Here is a 24,102-nt window from a genome sequence, read left to right as displayed (position 1 = left end):
TCATTTTTTATACTTTCAACATCAATTTATAGGACTTTTTTAAGTAAGTTTTTGTTCTTTTGATTTTACACAATTTATTAAATGAATTTCTTTTTAATACTTTATTTATACAATAAGCCGGATAATCCCTTAAATATAATACACCTAATCTAATAATATAGTGTATCAGCATTCCTAATTTAGTTTTAGTTTCATAATGCCATTGGGCAATTGAATCTCCTTCTAGGGACAGTCTCTTAGATATATATTCTGTATTTACTTTATTTTCATGGACACTATGATATACAAAAGCATCAGGTAAATAGTATATTTTTTTTCCCAACTTTAAGATGCGATCACAAATTTCCACTTCTTCTCCCAGATACAATTGATCACCTTTTATACCTAGTTCAGTATTAAATAATCCTATTTCGTTAAATATATCTTTTTTAAATATCATATTACAACCTATTGGATACTCTCTATAATTTAGGATTCTAACATTCGCACCATAGGTTGTCTCCCCTACAATAGAAGCAAACTCAGTTGAGAACCAACTTGGCTTTTGAAAGTTCCATACAGGTATTACTTTTCCACTAATACAAACTTCATCAGGATATTTTTCGGAAAATTGTACAATAGAATTAATGTAATTTGAATTCACCTCAACATCGTCATCTATAAAAGCAACAATATTGCCTTTTGCTTCTGTGATTCCCCTATTTCGTGCAAAAGATAATCCCACTTGCTCTTCTTTAATATATTTAATATTACTTTTTCCTTTAATAAACTGGTGAACAATTTCTTTAGTTTGGTCTACAGAATTATTATCTATTATAAGAATTTCATAACTTTTTTCACTAAACTTATTAGATAAGATACTTTTAATACATTTTTCTAAAAAAGCACTCCTATTATAAGTACAGATAATTACGGAAACTTTTATCATCTTTATGCTCATTCCTTTAAATTTTAATAAACTCTAGTCCATAGAGATAACAATTAACTACACATTGTGGGAGACGAGCAGGCTATTCCAGGTTTTGGAATAAGCATATCTTATCTTTGAGATTACCTATTCAAGCAAAATAAGTATATACTTTTTACTAGTATCAATTAATAAGACTTGATCCCAATATCTTTTAAATTGAATACATACTTTCCTAATATTCAATAGAACTATAAAGTGGGATTTTAATTTTATACAAAGTTAATAAATAAAATAATTGGAAACGAAAAAGCTGTATCCCTACGGGATACAGCTAAAGTACAACTATTAAGTGGATTGTTTATAATAAATTATAGTTGGATATAAGTTTATATTAATTGAAATAATATGTTTGCTATAGCCAACTAAAAATTAGCGCATAAATTCACTTTTTTAATTTAATAGAATTAAAGTATACTGGTCTTAAACATCTCATAACCCCTTTTACAAAAGTTCGAGAATTTATACTCCGTGTATTATAAGCTTTTGAAAGTATTTTTAAAGGCATTATTCTTTTCCCACTTAAAATCAGTTGATTAGCGACTATTTTAGCTAAAAAAGCGTTATAAACTTTTTCAGAAACTACATCCTTTATAGATTTTGCCCATTCATTAGAAAGCTCGTATTTTAGATCATTTGCAATTCGTCCTTCTCTGTTGTCTGAATAGTAAATAGAGAGATGCTCAGGTAAATAAATAAAATTCGCACCGTTTTTTTTCAACCTCAGGCAAAAATCCCAATCTTGATGTTTCTTTACATTTTCACCAAACATTGTTTTCTTTGCGAGGTCGCTAGAAAGCATATATGTGCTTGTTTGCACAACATTATCATGAAGCAAAATATATTCCATTATATCATTTTTATCATCAAAACTTTCATTACTTGATAAAACTTCTTTCTTATCATCTTTCAGAATGACTCCAGTAAAACAGACAATATCTTTATAACCGGTCTCTCTAACATATTTTAACTGTTTTTCTAATTTATCATTAACCCATTCATCGTCAGAGTCTAATAAAGCTATAAATTCTCCTGAGGCTTCTTTTATCCCTATATTTCTTGGTTTTGTTCCCTTACTATTTTTTTCTAGCTTAAAGTACTTAATACGTGAATCATTGAATGTTTTAACTACAGCCTCAGTATTATCAGTGGATGCATCATCTATTATTAACAATTCAAAGTTTGAATAAGTCTGATTTAAAACACTCTTAATTGTCCTTCGTATTAATTTTTCTCTATTATATGTTGGTACTACTACTGATATCAACTCTTTACTTTTATCCATACATAGAACCTCTATTTATATTTTTTTGATATTCTAATGGAAAGTTATCCACAAAAATCAAATATAGTTAAATTAAACTTAATCATCATATCCTATAGTTTTATCCAGCATCTGTATTGTTTTACTGATTTCTTCCTTCGTTTTAAATCTCCAATTAGTATGGAATACAGGAGAGACTTCCATTTGTTTTTTATTTTTTTCAATATAGTCACTAGTAAATCCAATTATTTTTGCAGGAACTCCTGCTACAACACTATTACTTGGAATATCTTTAGAAACAACACTGCCTGCAGCAACAATCACATCATCACCAATAGTAACATTTGGTAAGACTATACTTCCCCAGCCAATAAACACTCTGTTTCCTATTTTTATCTTCCCAATTCGGCTTTTACCTAACATCATTTTTGTAGATGCATCATGAGCTAAAATTGTGCTATGTGTTATAGTAACATCATCACCAATTTCGACCAAGTAACAGAAAGAAAAATCAATTTCAGTATGATATAAGTTGAAGTTTTTTCCGTACTTTAATCCTCTCTCTTTTAATTTCTCAAGATATTCTTTTCGACCAAGGAGTTTTTTAACAATTTTTTTTATTTTCAATTAGCCCTCTCCTTACTATAAACTTGCTTTTTATTTAAAAAGTAATGTTTTATTTCGATTATTATTTCTTTATATAATAGAACTAATAAGATTAAATTAGTAAGCCCTATAACCAAATAATAATAATCAAAAGAATAGAATGTCGCATATAAAGCAAATAAAGTCATACAAAAACACATAAAATAAAATTTCTTTAATTGATATTCAACTTTAAAAAGTTTTTGTGAAACTAATGTCCTTAATGTGAAAAATAAATTGTAAGAGAGGCCAGTTGATATTGCTGCGCCAACAGCTCCATACTTAGGAACAAGAAGAATATTCCCTATTATGTTTGCGACTGCTGAAATAATTGCAATAATAAAATGGTATTTACTTTTCTTTTTGAAATTAATTCCCAATACTGTGGTTTCGGATATTGTGTACATAATGGGCATTAATACTAAAAATGGCATTATATTTGACGCACCCCGGAATTCTTTACCTAATAAAAAAATAATTATATCTTTAAATAAAATTAGAAATATACCTATGCCAAACATTGCAAAGGTTACAATCGAATTTATTTTTCGAAAAAAAGTTTTATCTTCAGGATCCTTTTCATAATGTTCATATGCGACAGGAATCCAGAAAGTTGAGAAAGCGGTTTGGACAGCATTTAAGAGTGCGACTATAGAAAAAGCGGCTGAATACAAGCCAAGTTCATAATAATCGTTGTAATATTTAATAAAAATTCTATCAGCTGCTTGAAATAACCATGTAACCAAAAAAGTGAATACTAAGGGAAGACCGAACTTAATTAATTCAGAGTTTTTAGTTTTAATTTTTTTGTTAGTTCCTCTTAACTTCCACATATCTTTACTTAAAATTATAGAAATAAAGGTTGCTATAAACAACGAAATAGTCATCGACAGAATAAGAGTAAGGAATCCATCATTTATTACCTTTACTAAAATAAGGGTTATAAATATATTGGTTGCCTTCTGGACTATTTGCAAGTATGAGTATAATCTTCCTTTTTGAAGCATTCTAATTACTAAAAAAGAGAATCTATTGAAGACTAAAACAAAGTTTGTTACTAGAAAAACTATAACTGGTTCAATATTACTTGAACTAAATAAAGTCTTTGAGACCCATCCCCAAAAAATAATAGTAAGAAAAGATATAATCAAACATGCTAATATAGGATATTTAATAGTTTGATATAATAGACCTCTTTGGTTTTCTTCTTCATGATAAAAATAGCGTATAAAGGATTGATCAAGTCCTATCAAAATTATAAAGCTTAAAATATTAGTATATAATCCGAACATTGAAAATTGACCGAAGGCTTCAGGTGTAAAAAGCCTAGTATTTATTGGTGAAGAAATAAACCCCAATAAAAGTACTACTCCGCTTCCTAAAGCATATTCAAAAAATTTATTAACTAGCGATTTATTACTTGACTTGCCCACATTAGCTTCTCCTCCTACACACTAAATTGAACGACTGAAATTACTTTTCACTGTTGAATCATTTCCCTTCAGAAACGCTTTTATCAACAAATAACTAAACCAAAAAATCGGAACAATTTCGTTATATAAAATATTGTCAATACTAAATACAATGGTTATCGGAATAAAGAGTCTTAAGGTTCTTTTATCAATTTTAAATAGAGAGTAAAAATAGATAATATAAACAATAAAGAATATTAATCCCCCGATAATCCCATAGTCAAGAATTTCATTTAAAAAAATATTATGGGCACCTTTAAATTGATTGCCTATTGAATAAAAATACCAATTATCAATAACACCAAATGGATGAACCCTATAAAACTCTATTGCGTAACTCCATATTTCCCCACGTGATCCTAATGAATCAAGGTCTCGTACACTGTTCATATAATTAAAGACATATCTTACATAAGGAGCGAATATTAATATAAATACCAAATATAATGGATATCTTAGATACACACTTACCTTTTTAAAGTTTATACTTAACCATAACAAAGCTATAGAAGCAATCATCGCTGTAACAGAATTGGTTAGAATTATATTTAAAAATAGTATTACTATCCCTATAAATTTAATTTTTGCGTTTAATTTACTATTAATACTTAGCAAAAACATACCTATTAAACAGAAGCTAGCGAATTTAGCTTTTTGTGAAAAAAACGACTGAAATCTTATTTCTTTAAAATATTCCATCATTGCGTGTTCATCTAATACTTTTATGAACGGAGAATTAAATGATAAGATTATTCCATAGACATGGAAACTATACATTAAAATACTTATTAATCCTGTAAAGATAAAACCATATGATATCCAACGGCTTAACCTAGTTGAAAACTCTTTATATTCCTTAAACTGTATTAATATTAGTATAAAGGTGGTAATAAATATATTATTACTTAAAACTTTCAGTATAGACTTATTATCCAGACCAATGGCTAATCCTAAAAGTAGTGTATATAACATATAGATAAATAGAAATATTATAAGAGTTAACTCAGTTTTAGTGATCTTTATCTTTAAAGTTTGTGTTCTTACTATTTTCAATAAATAATACATTAATAATACAAGACAACTAATTGTTGACCCATAGATCACAATGTTTTCATATTTATAACTCACTATAAAGAAATAAGAAAACAAAAATACCAAAAAAACAAAAAACTTCTCCATATATTTACCTACTAATTTTTTTATTTTTGTAAATATTATTTAGTAACTTGTATTCTGTTGCATAACCGACTTGAGGATTAAAATTTTTAATTACTCTCTCTCTTAAGAAATCCTTCTCATATCCTTTTCTTAAAAACTCTATGATTTTTTCACTCATCTTATATTCAAATTCAAAATTATCATCGATTAATAAATCAGAATTCTCTAAAGCCTCCGGAATCCCCCCCGTGTTACTTCCTATAGCAAGTGTTCCACACAAATTTGCCTCTAAAATTACTAATCCAAATGATTCTTGTCTGCTAGGTAATATAAGGACATCTATAATATTCATAAACTCATTTATTTTTTCAGGTTCAACCTTCCCTGGAAATAAAGCATTTAAATTTTTCTTGCGAAATTGTTCCTTTAAATCACTTGAAAGTTCTCCATCACCTATTACTATAAAGTCAACATTTTCTTTATTATGTGATTTAACATAACTGAATATTTTCGGAAGCCTATCTACACCTTTTACATAAGTTAAATTGCCTACATAACCAACCACTTTATCCTTAAAATTATATATCTTTTTTAGCTTTTGAATTTCTTCTCGTGAAACTGGATTATACTTTTCTATTTCAACTGTATTTTTTATAACAACACTGTTTATTTTTGTATTTCCTAAATAATTAATACTGTAGTCCATTAAATCGTTACTTACAAAAATATTTAAATTAGAATTAGTTAGAGTCTTAACGATATTGTTAAAAAAGAACTTATATTTTAAAGGCAATGTATGTATATCGCTCCCGTGATAAGTTACAGTAAAAGGTAAATTTAACAATTTCGATAAAATATATGCAAGTCTACCTTGTGGAAAACCCCAGTGTGCACATATCATTTCATAGTTAGAAATTTCTTTTTTTATTTTCAGTGCTATTATGAACGGATGATATAATCCCAATTTTTTTAATATTTGAGAACAAATTGTATTCTTCACATACAAGCTTTTTATCTTTAGATTTTTGTAATAAAAGAAATCTTTTTCTTTATTTACTACATTTTTTTTTACCAACTTTTTTAAGAGAGAATATATTCTACCATCATAACTTTTAATTGAATAGATATTATAATCTTCAAGATATGGTAATAAACCATTAATTCTTTGATATGTGGAATTAAACAATCCAGTCTTTTGGTCTTCGTTCATTTCAACAAGAAAGCATATTTTTTTAAGGTTCTCCATTGTCTACACTCCAATACCACCATTGAGATCATTTATACCTTTAAAAGGGACCAAAAGGAAAACACTTAAAATCACATCATTTCTGAGGATTTGTAAGTGTTATACAAATAGAAACATACTATTTACCTAGTCGATTTTCATTCATGTAAAGGAAAATTTATTAAAAGCCCAATTGTTAACTAATAGATATCTCTAACCATTCATAGCTGCATGTTTGGTATTTTAAATTTAAACGTCCATGCGTAATACCCATTTAATTTGTTCGTCGATTAGCCTTTAATTTAGTATGCATTATCAGTCACGAAAAGTACTTTAACTGTTTTCACAATTATAGTTATATCAAAATATATACTCCGCTCAGAGATATATTGAAGGTCCAAGTCCACCATTTCTTCAAAGCTCATATTATTACGTCCGCTTACTTGCCAAAGACCTGTACAACCTGGTGTTACAATCAGCCTTTGTTTATGAAAAGTGTTATATTCCGCAACTTCACGAGGAAGCGGTGGCCTTGGGCCGACAAGACTCATATCACCCATTAATACATTCCACAATTGTGGTAACTCATCAATGCTTGTCTTTCTTATAAACTTTCCAACCTTTGTGATTCGCGGATCTTTTTTAATCTTAAACATAGCTCCTTCAATTTCATTAAACTGAAGAAGTTCTGCTAACTTATCTTCCGCATCACTTACCATGGAACGGAATTTATACATATAGAATTCATTTCCGTCTTTGCCTACACGTATTTGCTTAAAGAAAATAGTGCCTTTCGGGTCTTCTTTTTTAATTAATAATGCAATGATAAAGAATAATGGAAACAACAACAATATACCAGTAAGAGCACCAACAATATCCAAACTTCTTTTGAAAATGAGGTAATGGGTTTTTTTATTAGCTGAAACAACAACAGTTTTTTGTACAGAGTGCGTGTTTACATTCAATTTATTTTCTGCTACAACCGGCATTTAAGAACCTCCTTATCAAATTAATTTGTTACAATCTCTACAACCATTTTTTCATTTATAGGAGGTCTTCCCATTGAATAATACTCTATTTGTGAGCTCTTTATTTTCTCTATGTCTAAGCAATTACGCCCATCAAAGATAACGGGTTGCTTTACGTTAGAAGTAAGCAGATTAATATTGTTTAACTTTTTAATTTCTGCCCACTCTGTAAGAATTAATATTGCATCTGCTCCCTCAATAGCATCTATCATTTCTGTTTTATAAGTGATATTTTTATCCAATATTCTTTTAGCATTTTCTACAGCAATAGGATCATAGGCAATAACATTAGCTCCCTGGCTTATAAGGTGTTTTGTTATTGGAATGGATGGTGCTTCGCGCATATCATCAGTATTTGGTTTGAAGGCAAGACCTAACACTGCTATGGTTTTTCCCCTTAAATTTTCAAACCTTTTATGCAATTTATTTAACAAGATACTTTGTTGTTTTCTATTAACTTCTATTACACCTTTTAACAATTCAAATTCGTATTCAACGTTTCCAGCTATTTGCACAAGAGCTTTTGTATCCTTTGGAAAACAAGAACCTCCGTACCCAATACCTGCATTTAAAAATTGTGAACCAATTCGATTATCTTTACCCATACCAATTGCAACATCCTCCACATTCGCTCCTACCCTCTCACATATGTTGGATATTTCATTAATAAAACTAATTTTAGTTGCTAAGAATGCATTAGCGGCGTACTTAATCATCTCCGCACTACGTACATCTGTTTTAAATACTGGAATGCCAAAAGGTTTGTTAACCTCTTCTAATAAATTTGCTATGTGAGGGTTTTCTGCTCCAACCACTATTCTATCTCCGTGAAAAGAATCATAAATAGCCGAACCTTCTCTCAAAAATTCCGGATTTGACACAACCTCTACATTTACATTTAACTTCAAATTCTTTTGAATTGTTTCCTTAATCCAATCATTTGTCCCCACAGGGACAGTGCTTTTAGTAACAACAACAAAGTCTTTTATGGCATTTTGAGAAATATTAACAGCTACTTGATTAACAAACGATAAATTTGCTGATCCATCTTCATTCTCAGGCGTGCCTACTGCTATATAGATCAAATCGGCTGTTTGAAAAGGAACGACATATTCCGTTGTAAAATCCAAACGGCCAGCTTTGATATTTTTTACCATGAGTTCATCTAGACCTGGTTCGAAAATAGGAGAAATTCCTTTTTTCATTTTGTTTATTTTCTCATTATCAATATCAATGCATATCACGTTATGCCCAATCTCAGATAGACAAGTTCCTGTTACAAGTCCGACGTAACCTGTACCCACTACAGCAATTTTCACTATAATTCCTTCTCCCTTTTCTTCACTGCATATTTAATAGCTAATGAAAAAACACAAAATGCTCTTTCATTAGGTATCAATTGTGTCAACATTAAGTTAAAAATAAAGAGGGGCATTTAACCCCACCTCACACCACACCTTTGACGACTTGCGTCTAAGGTAAACTGAAATACCCACAATGTGACCGAGTGCCTCCTTTGATACAGGTAAGGAGGCATCACCTTTTGTTTCTTTATTTCGTTGCTTTTGCTTTATAAATAGCAGTTAATCGTTCTAACTCTTGCAGAAGACTAGGACGCAAATCACTATCTTTTAATGCAAACTCCAATGTCGTTGAAATGAACCCGAACTTTTCCCCAACATCATAACGAGTACCTTCAAAGTCATAAGCAAATACTCTTTGGAAAGTATTGAGCTTCTGAATTGCATCCGTCAGTTGAACTTCTCCGCCAGATCCCTTTTCCTGCTTGTCGAGATAGTGGAAAATTTCTGGAGAAAGGACATAACGGCCCATGATTGCCAGGTTGGATGGTGCTTCACCTTGTGCTGGCTTTTCTACGAAGTTTTGAACACCATACAGTCTACCGTTGTGAGAAGTTGGGTCCACAATGCCATAGCGGCTTGTTTGATCTTCAGGTACCGTTTGTACGCCGATCACAGATGACCCTGTGTTTTCGTATTGTTCAATGAGCTGCTTCAGGCAAGGCTTCTCCGCCTGGACGATGTCGTCACCAAGCAATACAGCGAACGGTTCATCCCCAATGAACTTGCGTGCGCACCATACGGCATGCCCAAGACCTTTTGGCTCTTTTTGGCGGATGTAATGGATGTCTGCCATTTTGGAGGACTGCTGTACTTTTTGAAGTAAATCGATTTTGCCTTTTTCAAAAAGATTCTGTTCGAGTTCAAACGCATGGTCGAAGTGGTCTTCAATCGCACGCTTTCCTTTACCGGTTACGATAATGATGTCTTCGATTCCGGATTCAATCGCTTCTTCCACGATGTATTGAATCGTTGGCTTGTCTACAATCGGCAGCATTTCCTTTGGCATGGCCTTTGTTGCCGGCAAGAATCGTGTCCCTAATCCCGCTGCCGGTATAATCGCCTTTCTAACCTTTTTCATCCCTATCATCCTTTTCAACTTAAAAGTTTTGTTCTTTAAAAAAGACCCAATAGCTTTCTCTTTTTAATTTTGGTTGGTTCCTCTGCATAAATACTTTCATTGTTAAATAACTGCTGTGCGTTCTCTCTTAGGTAATAAGACATGGTTTCACCGGACCTTTTACCTATTTCGCTATACGCTTCCCATAAAGAAAAGCCTCGTGACGAAATATTATGAGCGTCGGAAGCTATAATGTGTGTCAAATGATGGTCTATTAGTTTGATAGAAAACGCACTGATTTTCTTGCCGAAAGCTCCGATAATGCTAGAAGCTGTTACCTGGGTAAGTGCACCTTCTTTTACAAGTTCGTATAGAAGATCTGGATTTTCCATAATTTCGCTGTTTCGTTCTGGGTGTACAATAATCGGTGTGATGCCCTGCAACGTGCATTCATAAATGATTTGGCTGGTGTAACTGGGAACGCGGTTTGATGGAAGTTCGATCAGTATGTATTTATTCTGGTTGTTTAAGGTAAGCAGCTCACCTGCTGCCAGATCATCCAGAAACTCCGAATAAATGCGAACTTCTTGCCCGGGAAGTATGGTTAGAGGGATTTGATGTTGTGATAAAGCGAGATTTAATTCATCCGTTTTCATCAGGATGTCGTCTTTGGTGTTTTCATAGTGGCCATTCCGATGGTGTGGTGTGGCAAATACAGTGGTTATGCCGTTATCGACCGCCTGCCGGGCCATGACGAGGCTGGACGCCAGATCCTGTGCACCGTCATCTACGTTCGGTAAAATGTGACTATGGACATCAATCAAAAGACCCACTCCCCTTTCACAAAAAAAGGTGCCAAGAACCAATGTAACGAGACCTAAACCTGTCAATGGTTCTTTTTACCATGTTTTCTCATCTGTTTCCTATCGTAGCATAATTACCAAATTTGAAAAGGGGCGTATTTTGTCGAATGTGTAAATTTTTTGTTAATTTGCCCCATAATAGTAATAATAGCTGTTTTCATTCATTTCTTTTTGGTTCAAAACGACGCCCAAAATCTTTGCATTCGCGTTATCGAGCAATTCCTTCGCTTTGATGGCCGCTTCTTTCTCTGTTTTTCTACTGCTTGTCACGAGTACCACTCCGTCACAACGGTTTGCTAACACTTGGGCATCTGTTACAGCCAATACCGGCGGCGTGTCAAACAATACATAATCGTATTTGCTCTTCGCCTCTTCGACCAGCATTTCCATCGACTTTGAGTTTAATAGTTCAGAAGGATTCGGCGGAACCGGTCCGCTTGGTAATACAGACAGATCTTCAACGCTTGTTTGTACAGCTGCATCTTCCAAGGTAATTTGGCGGGTAAGAACGTTTGTGATTCCCTGGATGTTACTGACCTTGAATGTATAGTGCACAGTAGGTTTTCGCAGATCACCGTCAATTAAGAGAACGCTTTTCCCCTGCTGAGCGAGTACAACGGCGAGGTTGGCCACGGTTGTTGATTTTCCTTCTCCTGGAGTCGATGAAGTGACCATAATCGTTTGATATTGTGTGTCGATGGACGAAAACTGTATGTTTGTCCGGATGGTACGGTATTGCTCAGAGATCGGTGACTTCGGATTATTGTGTGTAATTAAACTACGTTGTGTCAGATCATTAATCGTTTTTCGTAATTTACGGCTCAATGGTTCTTCCTCCTACCGTACTTATACTGCTGTTTCTGCGAGTACCGAGATGCTTTTCATCGTTTACTGAAATCTTGGGGATGGTTCCTAGTACAGGCAACCCGAGTATGTTCTCAATATCTTGTTCTGTTTTTAATGTGTTGTCCATGTATTCCAGTAAAAATGCGAGACCTACTCCTGCCATCAGTCCGACAACAAGGGCAATAGCCATGTTCATTTTCGGATTTGGTTTGACGGGCGAAGGGTCATCTTTTAATTCTGCTTTGGAAAGTACACTTACGTTGTCGATTTTCATGATGTTCGGCACTTCTTCTTTAAAGGTTGAGGCTATATTGTTGGCAATTTTGACAGCCATCGCTGGATCTTCGTCCTGAACGGCTACATTTAATACTTGGGTATCTTGTTCACTGCTGATGGTGAGTTTTCCGTTGAGTGCTTCAACTGTTGTATTAAGGTTGAGGTTATCTATGACTTTACTAAGAATGGCTGGGCTTTTAATAATCACGCTGTAGGTGTTTACCATCTGCAAATTGGTTTGGACTTGATTATATTCTGGTACATCCTTCGCCTTTTTCTGATTAACGAGAATTTGCGTAGATGACTGGTAAACTGGGGTTAATACAAAATAAGAAACAACGCCGGCAATGGCTACTGCAATTACAGCAATCAAGGTAATCATGACAATTCGCTTTCTTATCGTTTGGTAAATATCTTTCAAACTTATTGTTTCTTCCATAACACCCTCCGAAAATATGTATAAGTAAAATTTTCACATACGCTGTATTATAGCATAGGAATTTGGTATTTAAAGACATGATTTTATATTTTTTGTAAAAAATTTTCATATTTTGTTTTCCCTGAATAATTTTATGAAATATCTTCCACTCTATTTTCTACTGGTTATCCTCCTCACTGCGTATTATAATGTTTTTATGAAATAGGAACTATACACTTAAAATTAATAGTTACAACTTAAAAATATTGTTCTTTTTATAGGACCTATTACTCATAATGTGGTATATTTTGTATTAAACCATTTATTTTGTGTAGGATATATGGTTTAATAAACTAAGGTAGTTCTTTATAAAGAACTTAACAATGGACACCTGGAGGATGATTATGTCAGAACTTCACGTCGTGATGGTAATGCCGGAAAAAAAACGCCCGTATATTACCGACATTCCGAACTCAACTAGGGAATTCGAACAGCTGGTTGGCGGACCAGTGGATATTCTCAATTTCCATCAGCAGTATCGGTTAGTGTGCAACATTGACGAAGGCTACGACCTGACGTACAACAAAAAGAAGCCCTCAAGTACTTTTTTTATCGTCAAGTACCAAGGGCAGTTTGAGAGTTTAAGCGAAGCGGAAGCAGAAGAAGTATCCCATGTTCTTAAGCTTAAATTGAAGAAGTGGAAGTAAAGTGATTTAAAAGGGAGTGCCTGGCCGCACTCTCTTTTGCTTTGTTTGCTTCTATAAACTCATGGTACGTCCACTATATCGGACGTTTTTTGTCGTTGTTTAGTTGTTTTTTAAATCGTGATGTAATGAACAGTCAAAAAGATCACTAGCCAGATCGGAAATGACATCCCCAACCCCCACATACAACCCCTGAAGAAACTCAAGTCGTCGGTCATGTACGTTATCCCCCGCTCTATTTAATGGGTCTATAGGTATGATAACCTAGATTTGTCTATTTCTGTATTGGGAAAATAGGTAATTAAATGCCGGAATAACCGTGTAGATTTTTGCGGAATTTTCCCGAGTTTTATCGAAACATGATTACTTTCTTGAAATCACCGTGGAAAGGAAGGAATCCTGTCTTTTCTGTGAAACTGTTTAAGGAGTCAAAATTTCCTTTATGAAAGGATGCTGTGGATTGAAGATCAGAAAAATGTATGCGTTTACTTTGGGGCTTTTAATTGTAGCTTTACTTTTCCCTTCTCCTTCGTCCGCCAGTGCTCATTCAGAAATGAAGCTGTTTAAGAACCCTGTTGTTGGTGATGGTGCCGATCCATGGGTGGTGAAGCATACAGACGGCTACTACTATTACATGCAGACGACCGGCAACAACCTGACCATCCGGAAATCGAAAACATTGACTGGTTTGGATTATGCCGAGAAAAAGGTCGTCTGGACACCTGAGCCTGGTGCTGAAAACAGCGGAAACATTTGGGCACCCGAGCTGCATTTTCTCGATGGCAAGTGGTATATCTATTTTGCCGCAAGTAACGGAGATATGGGCAAGCAGCGGATGTATGTGCTGGAATCCGAAAGCTCTGATCCGCTCGGGAAGTACTCCTATCCTAAAGGAACGAAACTCGGGAAAATTTCTGATCCAACGGACAAGTGGGCCATTGACGGCACCGTATTGGAATACAAAAACAAACGGTATTTTGTCTGGTCGGGCTGGGAAGGAGATGAAAACGTCAGCCAGCAGATTTATATTGCCCCGATGAAGAACCCTTGGACGATTTCCGGTGAGCGAGTTGAGTTGTCACGTCCAGAGCTTCCATGGGAAAAGAACGGTACCCCTTTGATTAATGAAGGGCCGGAAATTTTGAAGAACAAACAGGGTGATGTGTTTATTGTTTATTCGGCGAGTGGCAGCTGGACGGATGACTACTGTTTGGGAATGCTGAAGTTGACTGGGAAGGATCCTCTGAAAGCTGGAGATTGGGTGAAGAATCCTGAGCCGGTGTTTAAAAGCAGTCCTGCCGACAATGTCTATGGTCCCGGCCATAACAGTTTTGTCAAATCACCGGACGGCAAGGAAGACTGGATCGTCTATCATGCCGCTAAGTTCAGGGGAGCCGGCTGGAACCGAAATGTCAGGATGCAGAAGTTCACATGGAATTCAGACGGCACACCGAACTTCGGAACCCCTGTGCCTGCTGATACTCTGTTGCGTGCCCCATCAGGTGAAGACGGTGGTAAGCTCGTTCCCGCTCTTCCTGGAAAGGTTTATTCCTATGAAGCGGAAAACGGAGTAGTAAACCATGCTACTATTGTAAATAATACGAGTGCTTCCGGTGGCAGCAAGGTTGGCATGATTGATTACAAGGACAGCTATGTGGAATATAATGTGGATGCACCTCCTGGAGATTATACTTTGAAGGTTCGCTATTCCAATGGCATGGGTGAAACCTCTACTCATCAGTTGGCATTGAATGGAGAATCTTTAGGTGAAGTGGATTATCCAAGCTATGGCTGGGATACATGGCGAGATGCCGAACAAGAAGTTCATCTGAATGCTGGTGAGAATAAAATCAGGTTATCCAAAGGAACGCTTTTTGCCGAAATTGACCGGATTGATCTTGTCCCGAAGAAGACGAAGGTTTTTCAGTATGAAGCAGAGCTTGGATACTTGAAGAACGCCAAGGTTGTGAATGAGTATGATGCGGCCAATCATCAAAAGGTCAGTCTGATGTCCGCTCATAACAGTTCGGTACGAATCCCAATTTCTGTGGAGAAGGCAGGAACGTATGAAATGAACATTCGGTATAAACAGCCTCAAGGCGACAATGGGGTGCAGGCGCTTCATGTTAATGGCAAAAGATCGCTGGTTCTTTACAAGGGTGAAGGAAGTGATCAGTGGAAGGAGAAAAAGGTAAAGGTAAAATTGAAAAAAGGAAAGAATGTTCTTTCGTTAAGCAAGAGCAGAGGTGCGGTGGAACTGGATTATTTTACGTTAGAGCAAGGAAGCCTTTAAATCTATTCTCTAATGGAGGTGAATAAAATGTGCACTTGTACATGTATTAAGGAGGAAGTAAAAACAAAGAATGAGGCCTGTAGAGTTGCAAAAAAGATGCTTGGGGCATACGGGGAAAGCGTTACGATTAAAAGAGGTGTAAATAGCTCAGGTGGGAGAACATTTACAGTGCTAGCACTCTCACAAGAATGTCCAAAACATGGTTTAAGATCTCTGTTTAGGTCTGGTATTACTTATATTAAATAGAAAAATAGTAAAACCTTATAATTTATCAATAGTGGAGGTGTGGGGATGAAAATATTCGCCATTTTTGGTGACTACTACCACAAAGGCGAGTGGGCAAAAACGTTGTTGAACCAGGCGATATCCTGGAAAGAGATTGAAATCATTGAGGTGCAGGCTGAGGAAATCAAGGATCGGCTCGCCGAGCAGCCAGATGCGGTTATTTTATTCAAGGAAAACCGGGTGAATCCCCAGGATGAGAATGTTCATCACTGGATGAGGATGAAACGGAAGAAGCGATTGCGGATTATGTGGAGAACGGCGGCGTATGGCTCGTCTGGCATGCGGGTTTGGCGTCTTATAATTGTGAAGGCGCGTATATTGGTATGTTGAGGGGTTCCTTTGACTACCATCCAAAGGAACATCAGGTGGTCTCCTACAAAAAGACGGCGAACGGTCCTTTTTCGGCAGCTAATTTTGCGCTGAAGGATGAGCAATACTTCGTTCATTGTGAAACGGATCAGACCTCGGTGTTTTTGGAGTCGGAATCAGCGGATGGAAACTCGATTGCCGGCTGGTACCATTCGTATGGCCAAGGGCGTGTATGCTGCCTGACCCTTGCTCATAACCAGGAAGGACTACAGGATACGGACTTTTTGCAGATTCTTGGAGAGTGTGTTCAATGGATCATCCTGCAGCCGAGTGGGGTTAAACAAAAGTAGAGATAAAAACGAGCCGTTTACATAAAGGAGACACTTATATGCTTACAAAAATTCATCACGCGGCTATCATTTGTTCTGACTATAAAACTTCTAGATACTTTTATGTGAATATATTAGGACTGCGTGTGATCAATGAAGTCTACCGGGAAGAACGGAATTCCTATAAGCTTGACCTGGAGATTGGGAATGCCCAAATTGAACTGTTTTCTTTCCCCAATCCCCCGGAGCGTCCAAGCTATCCGGAAGCTCGGGGACTGCGGCATCTGGCGTTTGAGGTGGAGAATATTGAAGAAACGGTCTTACATTTGGAGAAACATGGAGTGACAGTTGAGACTGTCCGGGTGGATGAATGGACTGGGAAAAGATTTACGTTTTTCAGTGATCCGGATAGTTTGCCGCTGGAGCTGTATGAAAGGTAAGCGTGCAGGAAAATCTTGCACGCTTTTTTTATGCTTGGTTTATGAAAATGAGGTGATATGTGACTAAATCATGTCGAACCGAAAATAGAGTTACTTTTGGATGTAATCCTCTAAGGCCTCAATGGCGAGATCAATCGCCCTAATCCGTCTTTCAATGATCGTCTTTTGGGCACTGCCCTCTTTCGCTTTCTCATACTGTTTTTGAATAGAAGGAAGCAGATCTTGAAGAATTTGTTTTGCAGATAAAATAGTTCCTTCATCGTATAAAAATTTCGTTCCATGCCAAGCATTCTCCAGACAGTCAAATCCAACTTTTACGGCATCACGCCTCTTTTCCACAAGGGTTGTATTTGAATTGTTCTCGGTCATACTTTTATAGGCATTTTCAAGCTTTCGAAGAGTGGACTGCAGAGATTTTATAGACAAAGTTTGGATTTCTTTGCTGACTGTCTTCATTTTTCACATACCCCTTTCTTTTCAGGTAACCATTTTTACATAGTTAAGGGTATCTTACAATCACATATTTTTGATGGATAGAAGGGGGATTTGCCGGCTTTCCATGGAATATACAGGTGTACATAACTTTCATAAGGGAGAGGTTCGCATGCAAAATCAAACTCAATCACCAGCAAACATTTTGGGGACGAACGTGATTACGCAAATCGGGATTCTCGTTCATGACATTGAAAAGACGGCACAGGCGTACGCCGACTTTTTTGGCGTGGAAAAGCCGCCGGGCAACTGGACGGATAGTGCAGACATCGCCCATACCGAATACAGAGGCAAGCCTTCCGAGGCACGCGCCATGCTGGCCTTTTTTGACATGGGTTCCTTACAGCTGGAACTGATCCAGCCGGACGAAAAACCGAGCACCTGGCGGGAGTACCTTGATGAGCATGGAGAGGGCCCGCATCCGCGTTTGTGGTCGAGGGTATGAAGGAGAAAGTGATGCTGATGGAAGGGAAAAACATGTCCCTCCTTCAAAAGGGAGAATATACCGGCGGCCGGTACGCGTACATGGATACCTTCAAGGATTTGAAGATTATTTTTGAACTATTGGAGAATGACAAATGAGCGAGTATCTGTTTACACAGCTGCGGTTTGTCAGAGGTAACACGCTGAAACTGGTCGAGGGTTTGAGCGAGGAACAGTCGGAGATTATCCCAGACGGTTTTAATAACAACATTAAGTGGAACCTGGGGCACATTTATAACATCTTGGAGAGAAATGCCTTTTATTTTGCCAAAGAAGACTGGGTGATGCCCGAGGCGTTTCCGTCCCTTTTCAACCCCGGTACAAAGCCGGAAAACGGACAAAGGGTGACAGTCAGTCTATCTGAAATCACGGATCTGCTTGAAAATCAGATCGACCGGATCGAAGCCACATTCAGCGGCCGTTTGAAGGAAAAGACAGCGGAAGACTATACCACTTCCCAGGGACTTTATATGTCCACGGTCGAAGAGTTTTTGAGCTGTAATTTGTATCATGAGGGCATGCATCTCGACCGGATCAAGGTGCTGAAGAAACTGAACAGCACAAAGGTAAATCAAGGCACCAATCATTAGAACGTATCGTAAAATAAGAGGTATGTATATTTAAGGATCAGGAGGAATCTCCATGTCTATCCTTACGTTTCTTTTACTTGCGGTGTCGTTCATTGCGTTGCATCAGACGATCAGAAACCGAACGTTTTCGAAAAGCTTTCTTTTGTATTTGGCTTTGGTTGTTTCGGCTTTCCCGCTCGCCTATGCCCTGTATGATGATGCTAAACATCCCACTGCGGATGCGAACATCGGACTTGGTCTCGCCTTCTTTTTGACCTGGGGCATTACTGCCGGTGTGGCGATCGTTGCTTTTGTTAAGTATTTGGATAAGCGAAAAAAAGCCTAGGAAACCCTTGAGTAGGGTTTCCTCGTTTTTGTTTGAATCTTCATATTCGTGCTTTATACGCCCTCATGGCAAAGAAATAAGCTACAATCATAATTCCCACGCACCATGCCAGCGCTATCCATATCTCGTTTCCCACAGGCTGGTTTGACAGCAGTGCACGGATGGACTCCACGATCGAGGTGACGGGCTGGTTTTCGGCAAAGGCGCGAACGGCGGACGGCATTGAATTGGTGGGTACAAACGCTGAGCTGATAAACGGCAGGAAGATTAAAGGATAGGAGAAGGCGCTGACACCGTCCACTGATTTGGCGGACAGTCCGGCAATCGCTGCGATCCAAGTGAGGGCGAGGGTAAACAGTGCAATCATGCCGGCTACGGCGAGCCATGACAGCACCCCTGCCGATGAGCGAAAACCCATGATGAACGCTACGAGAATGATGATGAGAACAGAAAGGGCATTGGATACGAGCGAGGTGAGGACGTGCCCCCACAGCACGGTGGAACGCGCAATGGGCATGGAGTGAAACCTTTCGAATATCCCTCTTTGCTTATCCAAGAACAGGCGGTAAGCCGTATAAGAGATACCACTCGCAACCGCGATCAGCAAGATGCCGGGCATCAGATAGTTCACATAATTATCCGTGCCGGTTTTAATGGCACCGCCAAACACATAAACGAACAGCAGCAATAAGGCAATCGGCGTGATTGTTACCGTAATTATGGTGTCCAAGCTTCGCGAAATATGGCGCATCGACCGTCCAAACATCACACCCATGTCACTGAAGAAATGTTTATTCATCCTAATTTTTCCTCCTTTTTATTGATGATCGTGAGGAATATTTCTTCCAATGATGGCTGTTTTTCCACATATTCCACTTTTGCAGGCGGGAATAGCTTTTTCAGTTCCTCAAGCGTACCGCTGGCAATCACCCTGCCCTCATGCAGAATGGCAATTTTGTCAGCAAGCTGTTCCGCCTCCTCCAAATACTGAGTGGTCAGGAATACCGTCGTTCCGCTGTCCGCCAATTCTTTGACGACCTTCCAAACCTCGATACGCGCCTCGGGATCCAGCCCGGTCGTCGGTTCGTCGAGGAAAATAATCTGCGGTTTGCCGATCAGGCTCATCGCAATGTCGAGCCTGCGGCGCATCCCGCCTGAATAGGTAGACGCCCTCCGGCCAGCGGCGTCGGTCAAACCGAAGCGTTGCAGCAGCTCATCCGCAACCTGACGGGGCTGCTCAAGGTGCCGGAGTTTGGCGATCATGATCAGATTTTCACGCCCGGTCAACACCTCATCCACAGCGGCAAATTGCCCCGTCAGGCTGATCGACTTCCTCACATTCTCGCTCTTTGACACGACCTCAAATCCGTTTACGGTGGCCGTGCCCCCATCCTGTTTGAGCAGCGTAGAGAGGATTCTGACGATGGTCGTCTTGCCCGCTCCGTTGGAACCGAGCAGGGCAAAAATACAGCCCTTTTCCACCTCGAAATCCACACCCTTTAATACATGAAGATTTTTATAGGACTTTTGCAAACCTTTTACTTGAATGGAATGGTTTTGCATCCTCTTCTCCTCCTATTCTGACTCCTTAAATAACCGTAACCTTTGATAAATCGGCTTCCAAACCTTTAAGCGCGGCGTAGGTCAGTTTATCCATTCTTGCATCATCAAAGCAGATGGTTTTGATGGCGCGGTAAAATCTATTGGATAAAGCTGGCCCCTTGAAGGATACATTTTTGAGGGTTGCGCCTCTGAACGTCACTTCTTTCAGCCCGGCCTTATCAAATTTAACGCCGATAAAGGTTTGATGATCCAGATTCAATCCTTCCAGTGAAGAGTTGGTGAAGTCTACGCCGTCAAAGGTACAATTTTCAAAGGTGGTTTTGCTAAGATCGGTCATGGTCAGTTTTACATCGGTCATGGTGATATCTCTGAATGTGACGCCGGCCAGCGACGACTTACTGAAGGTTGTGCGCACAAGGATGGAATGGTTGAAGCTTGAATTGGAGAGGTCTAAGGTGGAGAAAGTGCAGTCTGTCAGATTAGCGTTGTTGAAATTGGCTTCACGCACATCGCTAGACTTAAATGAGCTGCCGGTCAAGTCAGCGCCCGAGAAGTCGGAGCCGTGCAATGAGCTCCCCGCAAACTTTCCTTTGTGTGCGGTAACACCTGCAAAGTCACTATTTGTTAAGTCGCTTGAGCTGAGGTTGGTCAGCACCTGACGCTCCAATGATCGGGTGAGGTTGGCAACTTCCTGTACCGTTTGTTCAATATCACCAATGCTGTCAATCGTCATCTCTAAGGCTGTTTGATCGTCCTTCCCTTCTTTTTTTAGTTCGTTGAACCGCTCCTGCAGATCGGTCAGCAGATCAGCCTGTAATTCATCCACACTTTTCACCCCATTATAGGGCGCAAAAACGCCATTTACGTATTGATTTAATTTTTCGTTCATACGTCACGTCTCCTTATAATAATTTTTCGAGTACACGTTTGGCATACTCCCAATTGCTGATGTTGTTGGCATGAGTCTCTTTGCCTTTTTCGGTAATCTTAAAATACTTACGCCGTCCTCCCTGAGAACCATCGCCCCAGTACCACTCCACATCTCCGTCGGCTTCAAGCCGGCGAAGGCTGGAGTACATCGTGGCTTCCTTTAACTCATAATTGCCGTCCGACCGTTCAGCAATCAACTTCACAATTTCGTACCCATAACGATCCGCTTCGGAAAGAAGCCGTAAAATCATCGTATCGGTATGGCCCCGCAGCAGGTCGGATGTGATCTTGTTTTCACTCATAAAATTACCTCCATATCTGCATTATGCATCAAAGTACTGTGACTGTCAAGGTAATATTATAATTTTTATACTATGTATGGAAAAATAATACGTGCAACGATTTGCGAATTCCTTTAAAAATCAGCACTGACGCGGTTTTAGACATAGAAAAAAACCTCTGCCTTAACCCCTATATGGGTATTTGGTGGAGGCTTTTTATCAATTGCTAATGCTTCTAATGATGATGTATTCATTAGAAATAAGTCCTAAATTATGTAAAAACCCGCTCAAAAAGAAGAGTGCAGGTAAATCCGCACTCTTCTTCTGTTCTTTCTCGCCACTACAGAACCACTATGCGGCCATAAACGATAAGATTTTCTCTTTTACGCCGCCAATATTGGTGAAAAGTATGTAGGTCCCCTTTATTTTGAACAAATTATAAAAGGAACAGCCCTGATCAAAGGGCCGTTCCTTCCTTATGCTTCTACGAATGAAGTTAATGAGTCCAAAATCTCGCTCAAGCTTAATTCCGCACATGCCATCGATGTATCGGACACGCCGTAGTACATTCTCACCGTATCCCCATCGACCAGCGCTCCACAGGAGAATACGACATTTCCGAAGAAGCCGTTCACTTCATAGTCTGCTTCCGGCTCGAGAATCGGAGTTTCCGAGCGGGCGATCACCTTGGTCGGGTCGTTCAGATCAAGGAGTACCGCGCCCATGCAGTAGCGGTTGTCCTTGCTTGCGCCATGGTAGAGCTCGAGCCAGCCTTTATCCGTCTTTATCGGCACAGCTCCCCCGCCGATGCGGCCGTCGTCCCACATGCCGTCGCGCAGTCCGAGTAGATATTTATGATATCCCCAGTGCAGAAGGTCAGGAGATTCGGCGATCCAGATTTCCGGTGCGCCGGTGCTTTTTGGTACCGGACGGTGAAGCGCGTAGTATTTGCCGTTCACTTTTTCCGGGAAAATGAGCACGTCTTTGTTTTCCGGCGCAAAGATCATGCCATGATGCTCGATGGTTTGAAAGTCTTTTGTCGAAATCATCGACTCTCCCACACCAACCGGTGAAACCGCACTGAAGTAGATATAGTACGTGTCGCCGATCTGCGTGATGCGCGGATCCTCAATGCCAAAGGACTCCAGCTCGTTGGATGGATAGTAGAATGGCTCTGGATCAATCGTAAAGTTGCGGCCGTCTTTGCTTCGGGCAATTCGTGTATACGATAACGACGTAAGATACGCAAACCGGCTCAGGTCATCGGCTTTCCGGATCGTACGAGGGTCGTCAAAATCGTATTGCTCATCGGATGTATCGAACTCCAGGATTTCAAGTTCATTTTTTTCCGTATTAAAAACGGGCGCTTTCACAATAGTAGGATCGTCACTCACCGGACGCTCTGCCACTCGAAGCAGCATGATGACTTCATCCTTGTATCGGGCGATACCCGCGTTAAACGCGCCAATTACTTCAAAATCTTCTCGGTGAGGTTTAACATCACTTGGTGTTACTAAGGGGTTCTCTTCATATCGATATACGTTCATGCTGCAGTCTCCTTATCTCTCATAGGGTAGGAACGGATCTTGAATCGTCAGTTTATGGGCCTCGGCGTCCGAGATGCCCGCATACAGATCGGCCGTTCCGTCTTCTTTTCGCACCAATCCGCCGCTGAACACCACATCGACCAGATCGGGACGCTTCGTTTCTCCAGGCAAAAAGTCATCTCGTACAGCAATCAGCTCGATGTCCGAATGCTCACCGGTTTTCGGATCAACAATAAAGCGCATCGGATAGTAATGGCGGTCGCCCTGCTCATCAAAGCTTGCAATATGGCCAAGCACACCAATCAGCCCGCTGGAGAGAACATGAAGCTCGTTCGCCCCTCCCCACTCCTCGTCAATGAATTGGTTTTCCAGCAATGGCGCATTGTCGATCACTTCAATGGACAAATCATCAAGCGAAAAAACCGTCGTAAACCCGATCTTCCCTCTTCCGCCCTTTTCGCCCTGCGGCCGAGTAAAAATGGCGATGGAGCCGTTAAGAAGCTCAGCAATCCGGAGGTCCTTCATGCCGTCCGGACCTTTGAAGAATTCTTCCAGGTCGTTGATGCTGCTGCCTTTATAAAAAACGGTGCGCCAGCCAAGGGCATTTTCAATCGCAGGATGCGGAAAGGTCTGCACGCCACCGAGAACCAGCTCGCCTGCGATATGGGTAAAAAACGGATCCTGCAGCTTCAGGACCGGAGCGCCCTCTCTTGGCACCCAAACCTCTCCGGATTGAATAAAGAAATGAACCTCGGACTGTTCGCTGTCCCGGGCTTCCACCCGTCCGGCAATCACAAGCTGGCCGTTATCTTCAAATGGTGCTGTGATGTTGTAGACGTCATGGTTTCCTACACCTTCAAAAATAAGCTTTTCCGGCAGACCCGGCTTGTCTTTTTTCTTGTATTGGTTCAGCAGCTCGCTGCACGTTTTTACATCAGATTTCATTAG

26 protein-coding genes and 1 pseudogene are annotated in these 24,102 nt (G+C 39.1%); 8 read left to right on the top strand and 19 right to left on the bottom strand.

Annotation, left to right across the window (positions count from 1 at the left end; genetic code table 11):
• Window positions 1-7: 7 nt before the first annotated feature.
• From DMO16_RS18425 to DMO16_RS18370, 12 genes are all read right to left on the bottom strand, one after another.
• Window positions 8-940 carry a glycosyltransferase family 2 protein gene (locus DMO16_RS18425; RefSeq protein WP_129479205.1) on the bottom strand — a complete coding sequence of 311 codons (933 nt, stop codon included), beginning with the start codon at window positions 938-940 and terminating at the stop codon, window positions 8-10.
• Window positions 941-1,352: 412 nt separating this feature from the next.
• Complete coding sequence (locus tag DMO16_RS18420; protein WP_129479203.1) at window positions 1,353-2,252, bottom strand: glycosyltransferase family 2 protein; 900 nt, start codon at window positions 2,250-2,252, stop codon at window positions 1,353-1,355.
• 78 nt (window positions 2,253-2,330) lie between these two features.
• On the bottom strand, window positions 2,331-2,858 hold the full coding sequence (locus tag DMO16_RS18415) for an acyltransferase (RefSeq protein WP_206738125.1): 528 nt from the start codon (window positions 2,856-2,858) through the stop codon (window positions 2,331-2,333).
• Entirely contained in the window at window positions 2,855-4,309 is a 1,455-nt protein-coding gene (locus tag DMO16_RS18410) for a lipopolysaccharide biosynthesis protein (RefSeq protein ID WP_129479201.1), read from the bottom strand. The genes DMO16_RS18415 and DMO16_RS18410 overlap by 4 nt, the downstream gene beginning before the upstream one ends.
• A gap of 21 nt (window positions 4,310-4,330) precedes the next feature.
• Window positions 4,331-5,320, bottom strand: a complete 990-nt coding sequence (locus DMO16_RS18405; protein ID WP_241840598.1) for an O-antigen ligase family protein — start codon at window positions 5,318-5,320, stop codon at window positions 4,331-4,333.
• A 211-nt stretch (window positions 5,321-5,531) separates the two neighbouring features.
• Window positions 5,532-6,716 carry a glycosyltransferase family 4 protein gene (locus DMO16_RS18400; RefSeq protein ID WP_206738124.1) on the bottom strand — a complete coding sequence of 395 codons (1,185 nt, stop codon included), beginning with the start codon at window positions 6,714-6,716 and terminating at the stop codon, window positions 5,532-5,534.
• Window positions 6,717-7,033: 317 nt separating this feature from the next.
• Window positions 7,034-7,720, bottom strand: coding sequence for a sugar transferase (locus DMO16_RS18395; RefSeq protein WP_129479195.1), 687 nt, complete (start codon window positions 7,718-7,720; stop codon window positions 7,034-7,036).
• Between the two features lie 20 nt (window positions 7,721-7,740).
• A complete protein-coding gene (locus tag DMO16_RS18390; protein WP_129479193.1) occupies window positions 7,741-9,078 on the bottom strand; it encodes a UDP-glucose dehydrogenase family protein in 1,338 nt (445 codons plus the stop codon).
• A gap of 232 nt (window positions 9,079-9,310) precedes the next feature.
• Entirely contained in the window at window positions 9,311-10,201 is an 891-nt protein-coding gene (gene galU / locus DMO16_RS18385) for a UTP--glucose-1-phosphate uridylyltransferase GalU (RefSeq protein ID WP_129479191.1), read from the bottom strand.
• 35 nt (window positions 10,202-10,236) lie between these two features.
• On the bottom strand, window positions 10,237-11,004 hold the full coding sequence (locus DMO16_RS18380) for a tyrosine-protein phosphatase (protein ID WP_129479189.1): 768 nt from the start codon (window positions 11,002-11,004) through the stop codon (window positions 10,237-10,239).
• A 162-nt stretch (window positions 11,005-11,166) separates the two neighbouring features.
• A complete protein-coding gene (locus tag DMO16_RS18375) occupies window positions 11,167-11,868 on the bottom strand; it encodes a CpsD/CapB family tyrosine-protein kinase (protein ID WP_129479187.1) in 702 nt (233 codons plus the stop codon).
• On the bottom strand, window positions 11,858-12,604 hold the full coding sequence (locus DMO16_RS18370; RefSeq protein ID WP_129479184.1) for a YveK family protein: 747 nt from the start codon (window positions 12,602-12,604) through the stop codon (window positions 11,858-11,860). Before DMO16_RS18370 ends, DMO16_RS18375 begins: the two co-directional genes overlap by 11 nt.
• A 383-nt stretch (window positions 12,605-12,987) precedes the next feature.
• On the opposite strand from DMO16_RS18370, the gene DMO16_RS18365 reads away from it, so the two are divergent.
• The 5 genes from DMO16_RS18365 to gloA2 all read left to right on the top strand — a co-directional run bounded on the left by DMO16_RS18365 (window position 12,988) and on the right by gloA2 (window position 16,943).
• Window positions 12,988-13,290 carry a DUF3846 domain-containing protein gene (locus tag DMO16_RS18365; protein WP_061973993.1) on the top strand — a complete coding sequence of 101 codons (303 nt, stop codon included), beginning with the start codon at window positions 12,988-12,990 and terminating at the stop codon, window positions 13,288-13,290.
• Between the two features lie 457 nt (window positions 13,291-13,747).
• The gene (locus DMO16_RS18360; RefSeq protein ID WP_129479182.1) at window positions 13,748-15,580 is read left to right on the top strand and encodes a family 43 glycosylhydrolase; all 1,833 of its coding nucleotides are present in this window, start codon (window positions 13,748-13,750) and stop codon (window positions 15,578-15,580) included.
• 291 nt (window positions 15,581-15,871) lie between these two features.
• Window positions 15,872-16,195 (top strand): hypothetical protein, encoded by a 324-nt coding sequence (locus DMO16_RS24390; protein WP_164988956.1) that lies wholly within the window; start codon window positions 15,872-15,874, stop codon window positions 16,193-16,195.
• A complete protein-coding gene (locus DMO16_RS18355) occupies window positions 16,114-16,524 on the top strand; it encodes a ThuA domain-containing protein (RefSeq protein WP_164988955.1) in 411 nt (136 codons plus the stop codon). The genes DMO16_RS24390 and DMO16_RS18355 overlap by 82 nt, the downstream gene beginning before the upstream one ends.
• 38 nt (window positions 16,525-16,562) lie before the next feature.
• Complete coding sequence (gene gloA2, locus DMO16_RS18350) at window positions 16,563-16,943, top strand: SMU1112c/YaeR family gloxylase I-like metalloprotein (protein WP_129479178.1); 381 nt, start codon at window positions 16,563-16,565, stop codon at window positions 16,941-16,943.
• Between the two features lie 90 nt (window positions 16,944-17,033).
• Here gloA2 and DMO16_RS18345 read toward each other — a convergent pair whose 3' ends face one another.
• Window positions 17,034-17,399 carry a hypothetical protein gene (locus DMO16_RS18345; RefSeq protein ID WP_129479176.1) on the bottom strand — a complete coding sequence of 122 codons (366 nt, stop codon included), beginning with the start codon at window positions 17,397-17,399 and terminating at the stop codon, window positions 17,034-17,036.
• 148 nt (window positions 17,400-17,547) lie between these two features.
• Here DMO16_RS18345 and DMO16_RS18340 point away from each other — a divergent pair.
• From DMO16_RS18340 to DMO16_RS18330, 3 genes and pseudogenes are all read left to right on the top strand, one after another.
• Window positions 17,548-18,017, top strand: a pseudogene (locus DMO16_RS18340) (VOC family protein).
• On the top strand, window positions 18,014-18,508 hold the full coding sequence (locus DMO16_RS18335) for a DinB family protein (protein ID WP_129479174.1): 495 nt from the start codon (window positions 18,014-18,016) through the stop codon (window positions 18,506-18,508). The pseudogene DMO16_RS18340 and the gene DMO16_RS18335 overlap by 4 nt, the downstream one beginning before the upstream one ends.
• A 52-nt stretch (window positions 18,509-18,560) precedes the next feature.
• Window positions 18,561-18,833 carry a hypothetical protein gene (locus DMO16_RS18330; RefSeq protein WP_129479172.1) on the top strand — a complete coding sequence of 91 codons (273 nt, stop codon included), beginning with the start codon at window positions 18,561-18,563 and terminating at the stop codon, window positions 18,831-18,833.
• Window positions 18,834-18,873: 40 nt separating this feature from the next.
• On the opposite strand, the gene DMO16_RS18325 is transcribed toward DMO16_RS18330, so the two are convergent.
• The 6 genes from DMO16_RS18325 to DMO16_RS18300 all read right to left on the bottom strand — a co-directional run bounded on the left by DMO16_RS18325 (window position 18,874) and on the right by DMO16_RS18300 (window position 24,099).
• On the bottom strand, window positions 18,874-19,632 hold the full coding sequence (locus tag DMO16_RS18325) for an ABC transporter permease (protein WP_129479170.1): 759 nt from the start codon (window positions 19,630-19,632) through the stop codon (window positions 18,874-18,876).
• Window positions 19,629-20,396, bottom strand: coding sequence for an ABC transporter ATP-binding protein (locus DMO16_RS18320; protein ID WP_129479168.1), 768 nt, complete (start codon window positions 20,394-20,396; stop codon window positions 19,629-19,631). The genes DMO16_RS18325 and DMO16_RS18320 overlap by 4 nt, the downstream gene beginning before the upstream one ends.
• 25 nt (window positions 20,397-20,421) lie before the next feature.
• Window positions 20,422-21,285: a pentapeptide repeat-containing protein gene (locus tag DMO16_RS18315; protein ID WP_129479166.1), complete on the bottom strand. Its 864-nt coding sequence runs from the start codon at window positions 21,283-21,285 to the stop codon at window positions 20,422-20,424.
• Between the two features lie 13 nt (window positions 21,286-21,298).
• The gene (locus DMO16_RS18310; protein ID WP_061973976.1) at window positions 21,299-21,628 is read right to left on the bottom strand and encodes a PadR family transcriptional regulator; all 330 of its coding nucleotides are present in this window, start codon (window positions 21,626-21,628) and stop codon (window positions 21,299-21,301) included.
• A 455-nt stretch (window positions 21,629-22,083) separates the two neighbouring features.
• Window positions 22,084-23,154, bottom strand: a complete 1,071-nt coding sequence (locus tag DMO16_RS18305) for a BtaManbiosPhlase (RefSeq protein WP_129479164.1) — start codon at window positions 23,152-23,154, stop codon at window positions 22,084-22,086.
• Between the two features lie 12 nt (window positions 23,155-23,166).
• Window positions 23,167-24,099 (bottom strand): MTP-1 family protein, encoded by a 933-nt coding sequence (locus tag DMO16_RS18300; protein ID WP_129480427.1) that lies wholly within the window; start codon window positions 24,097-24,099, stop codon window positions 23,167-23,169.
• Window positions 24,100-24,102: the final 3 nt, after the last annotated feature.

The organism is Fictibacillus sp. S7, assembly GCF_004127935.1.
Taxonomy (GTDB): domain Bacteria; phylum Bacillota; class Bacilli; order Bacillales; family Fictibacillaceae; genus Fictibacillus_C; species Fictibacillus_C enclensis.
The sequence above is the reverse complement of the archived record's forward strand: the minus strand, read 5'-3'. Positions and strand labels throughout refer to the sequence as shown.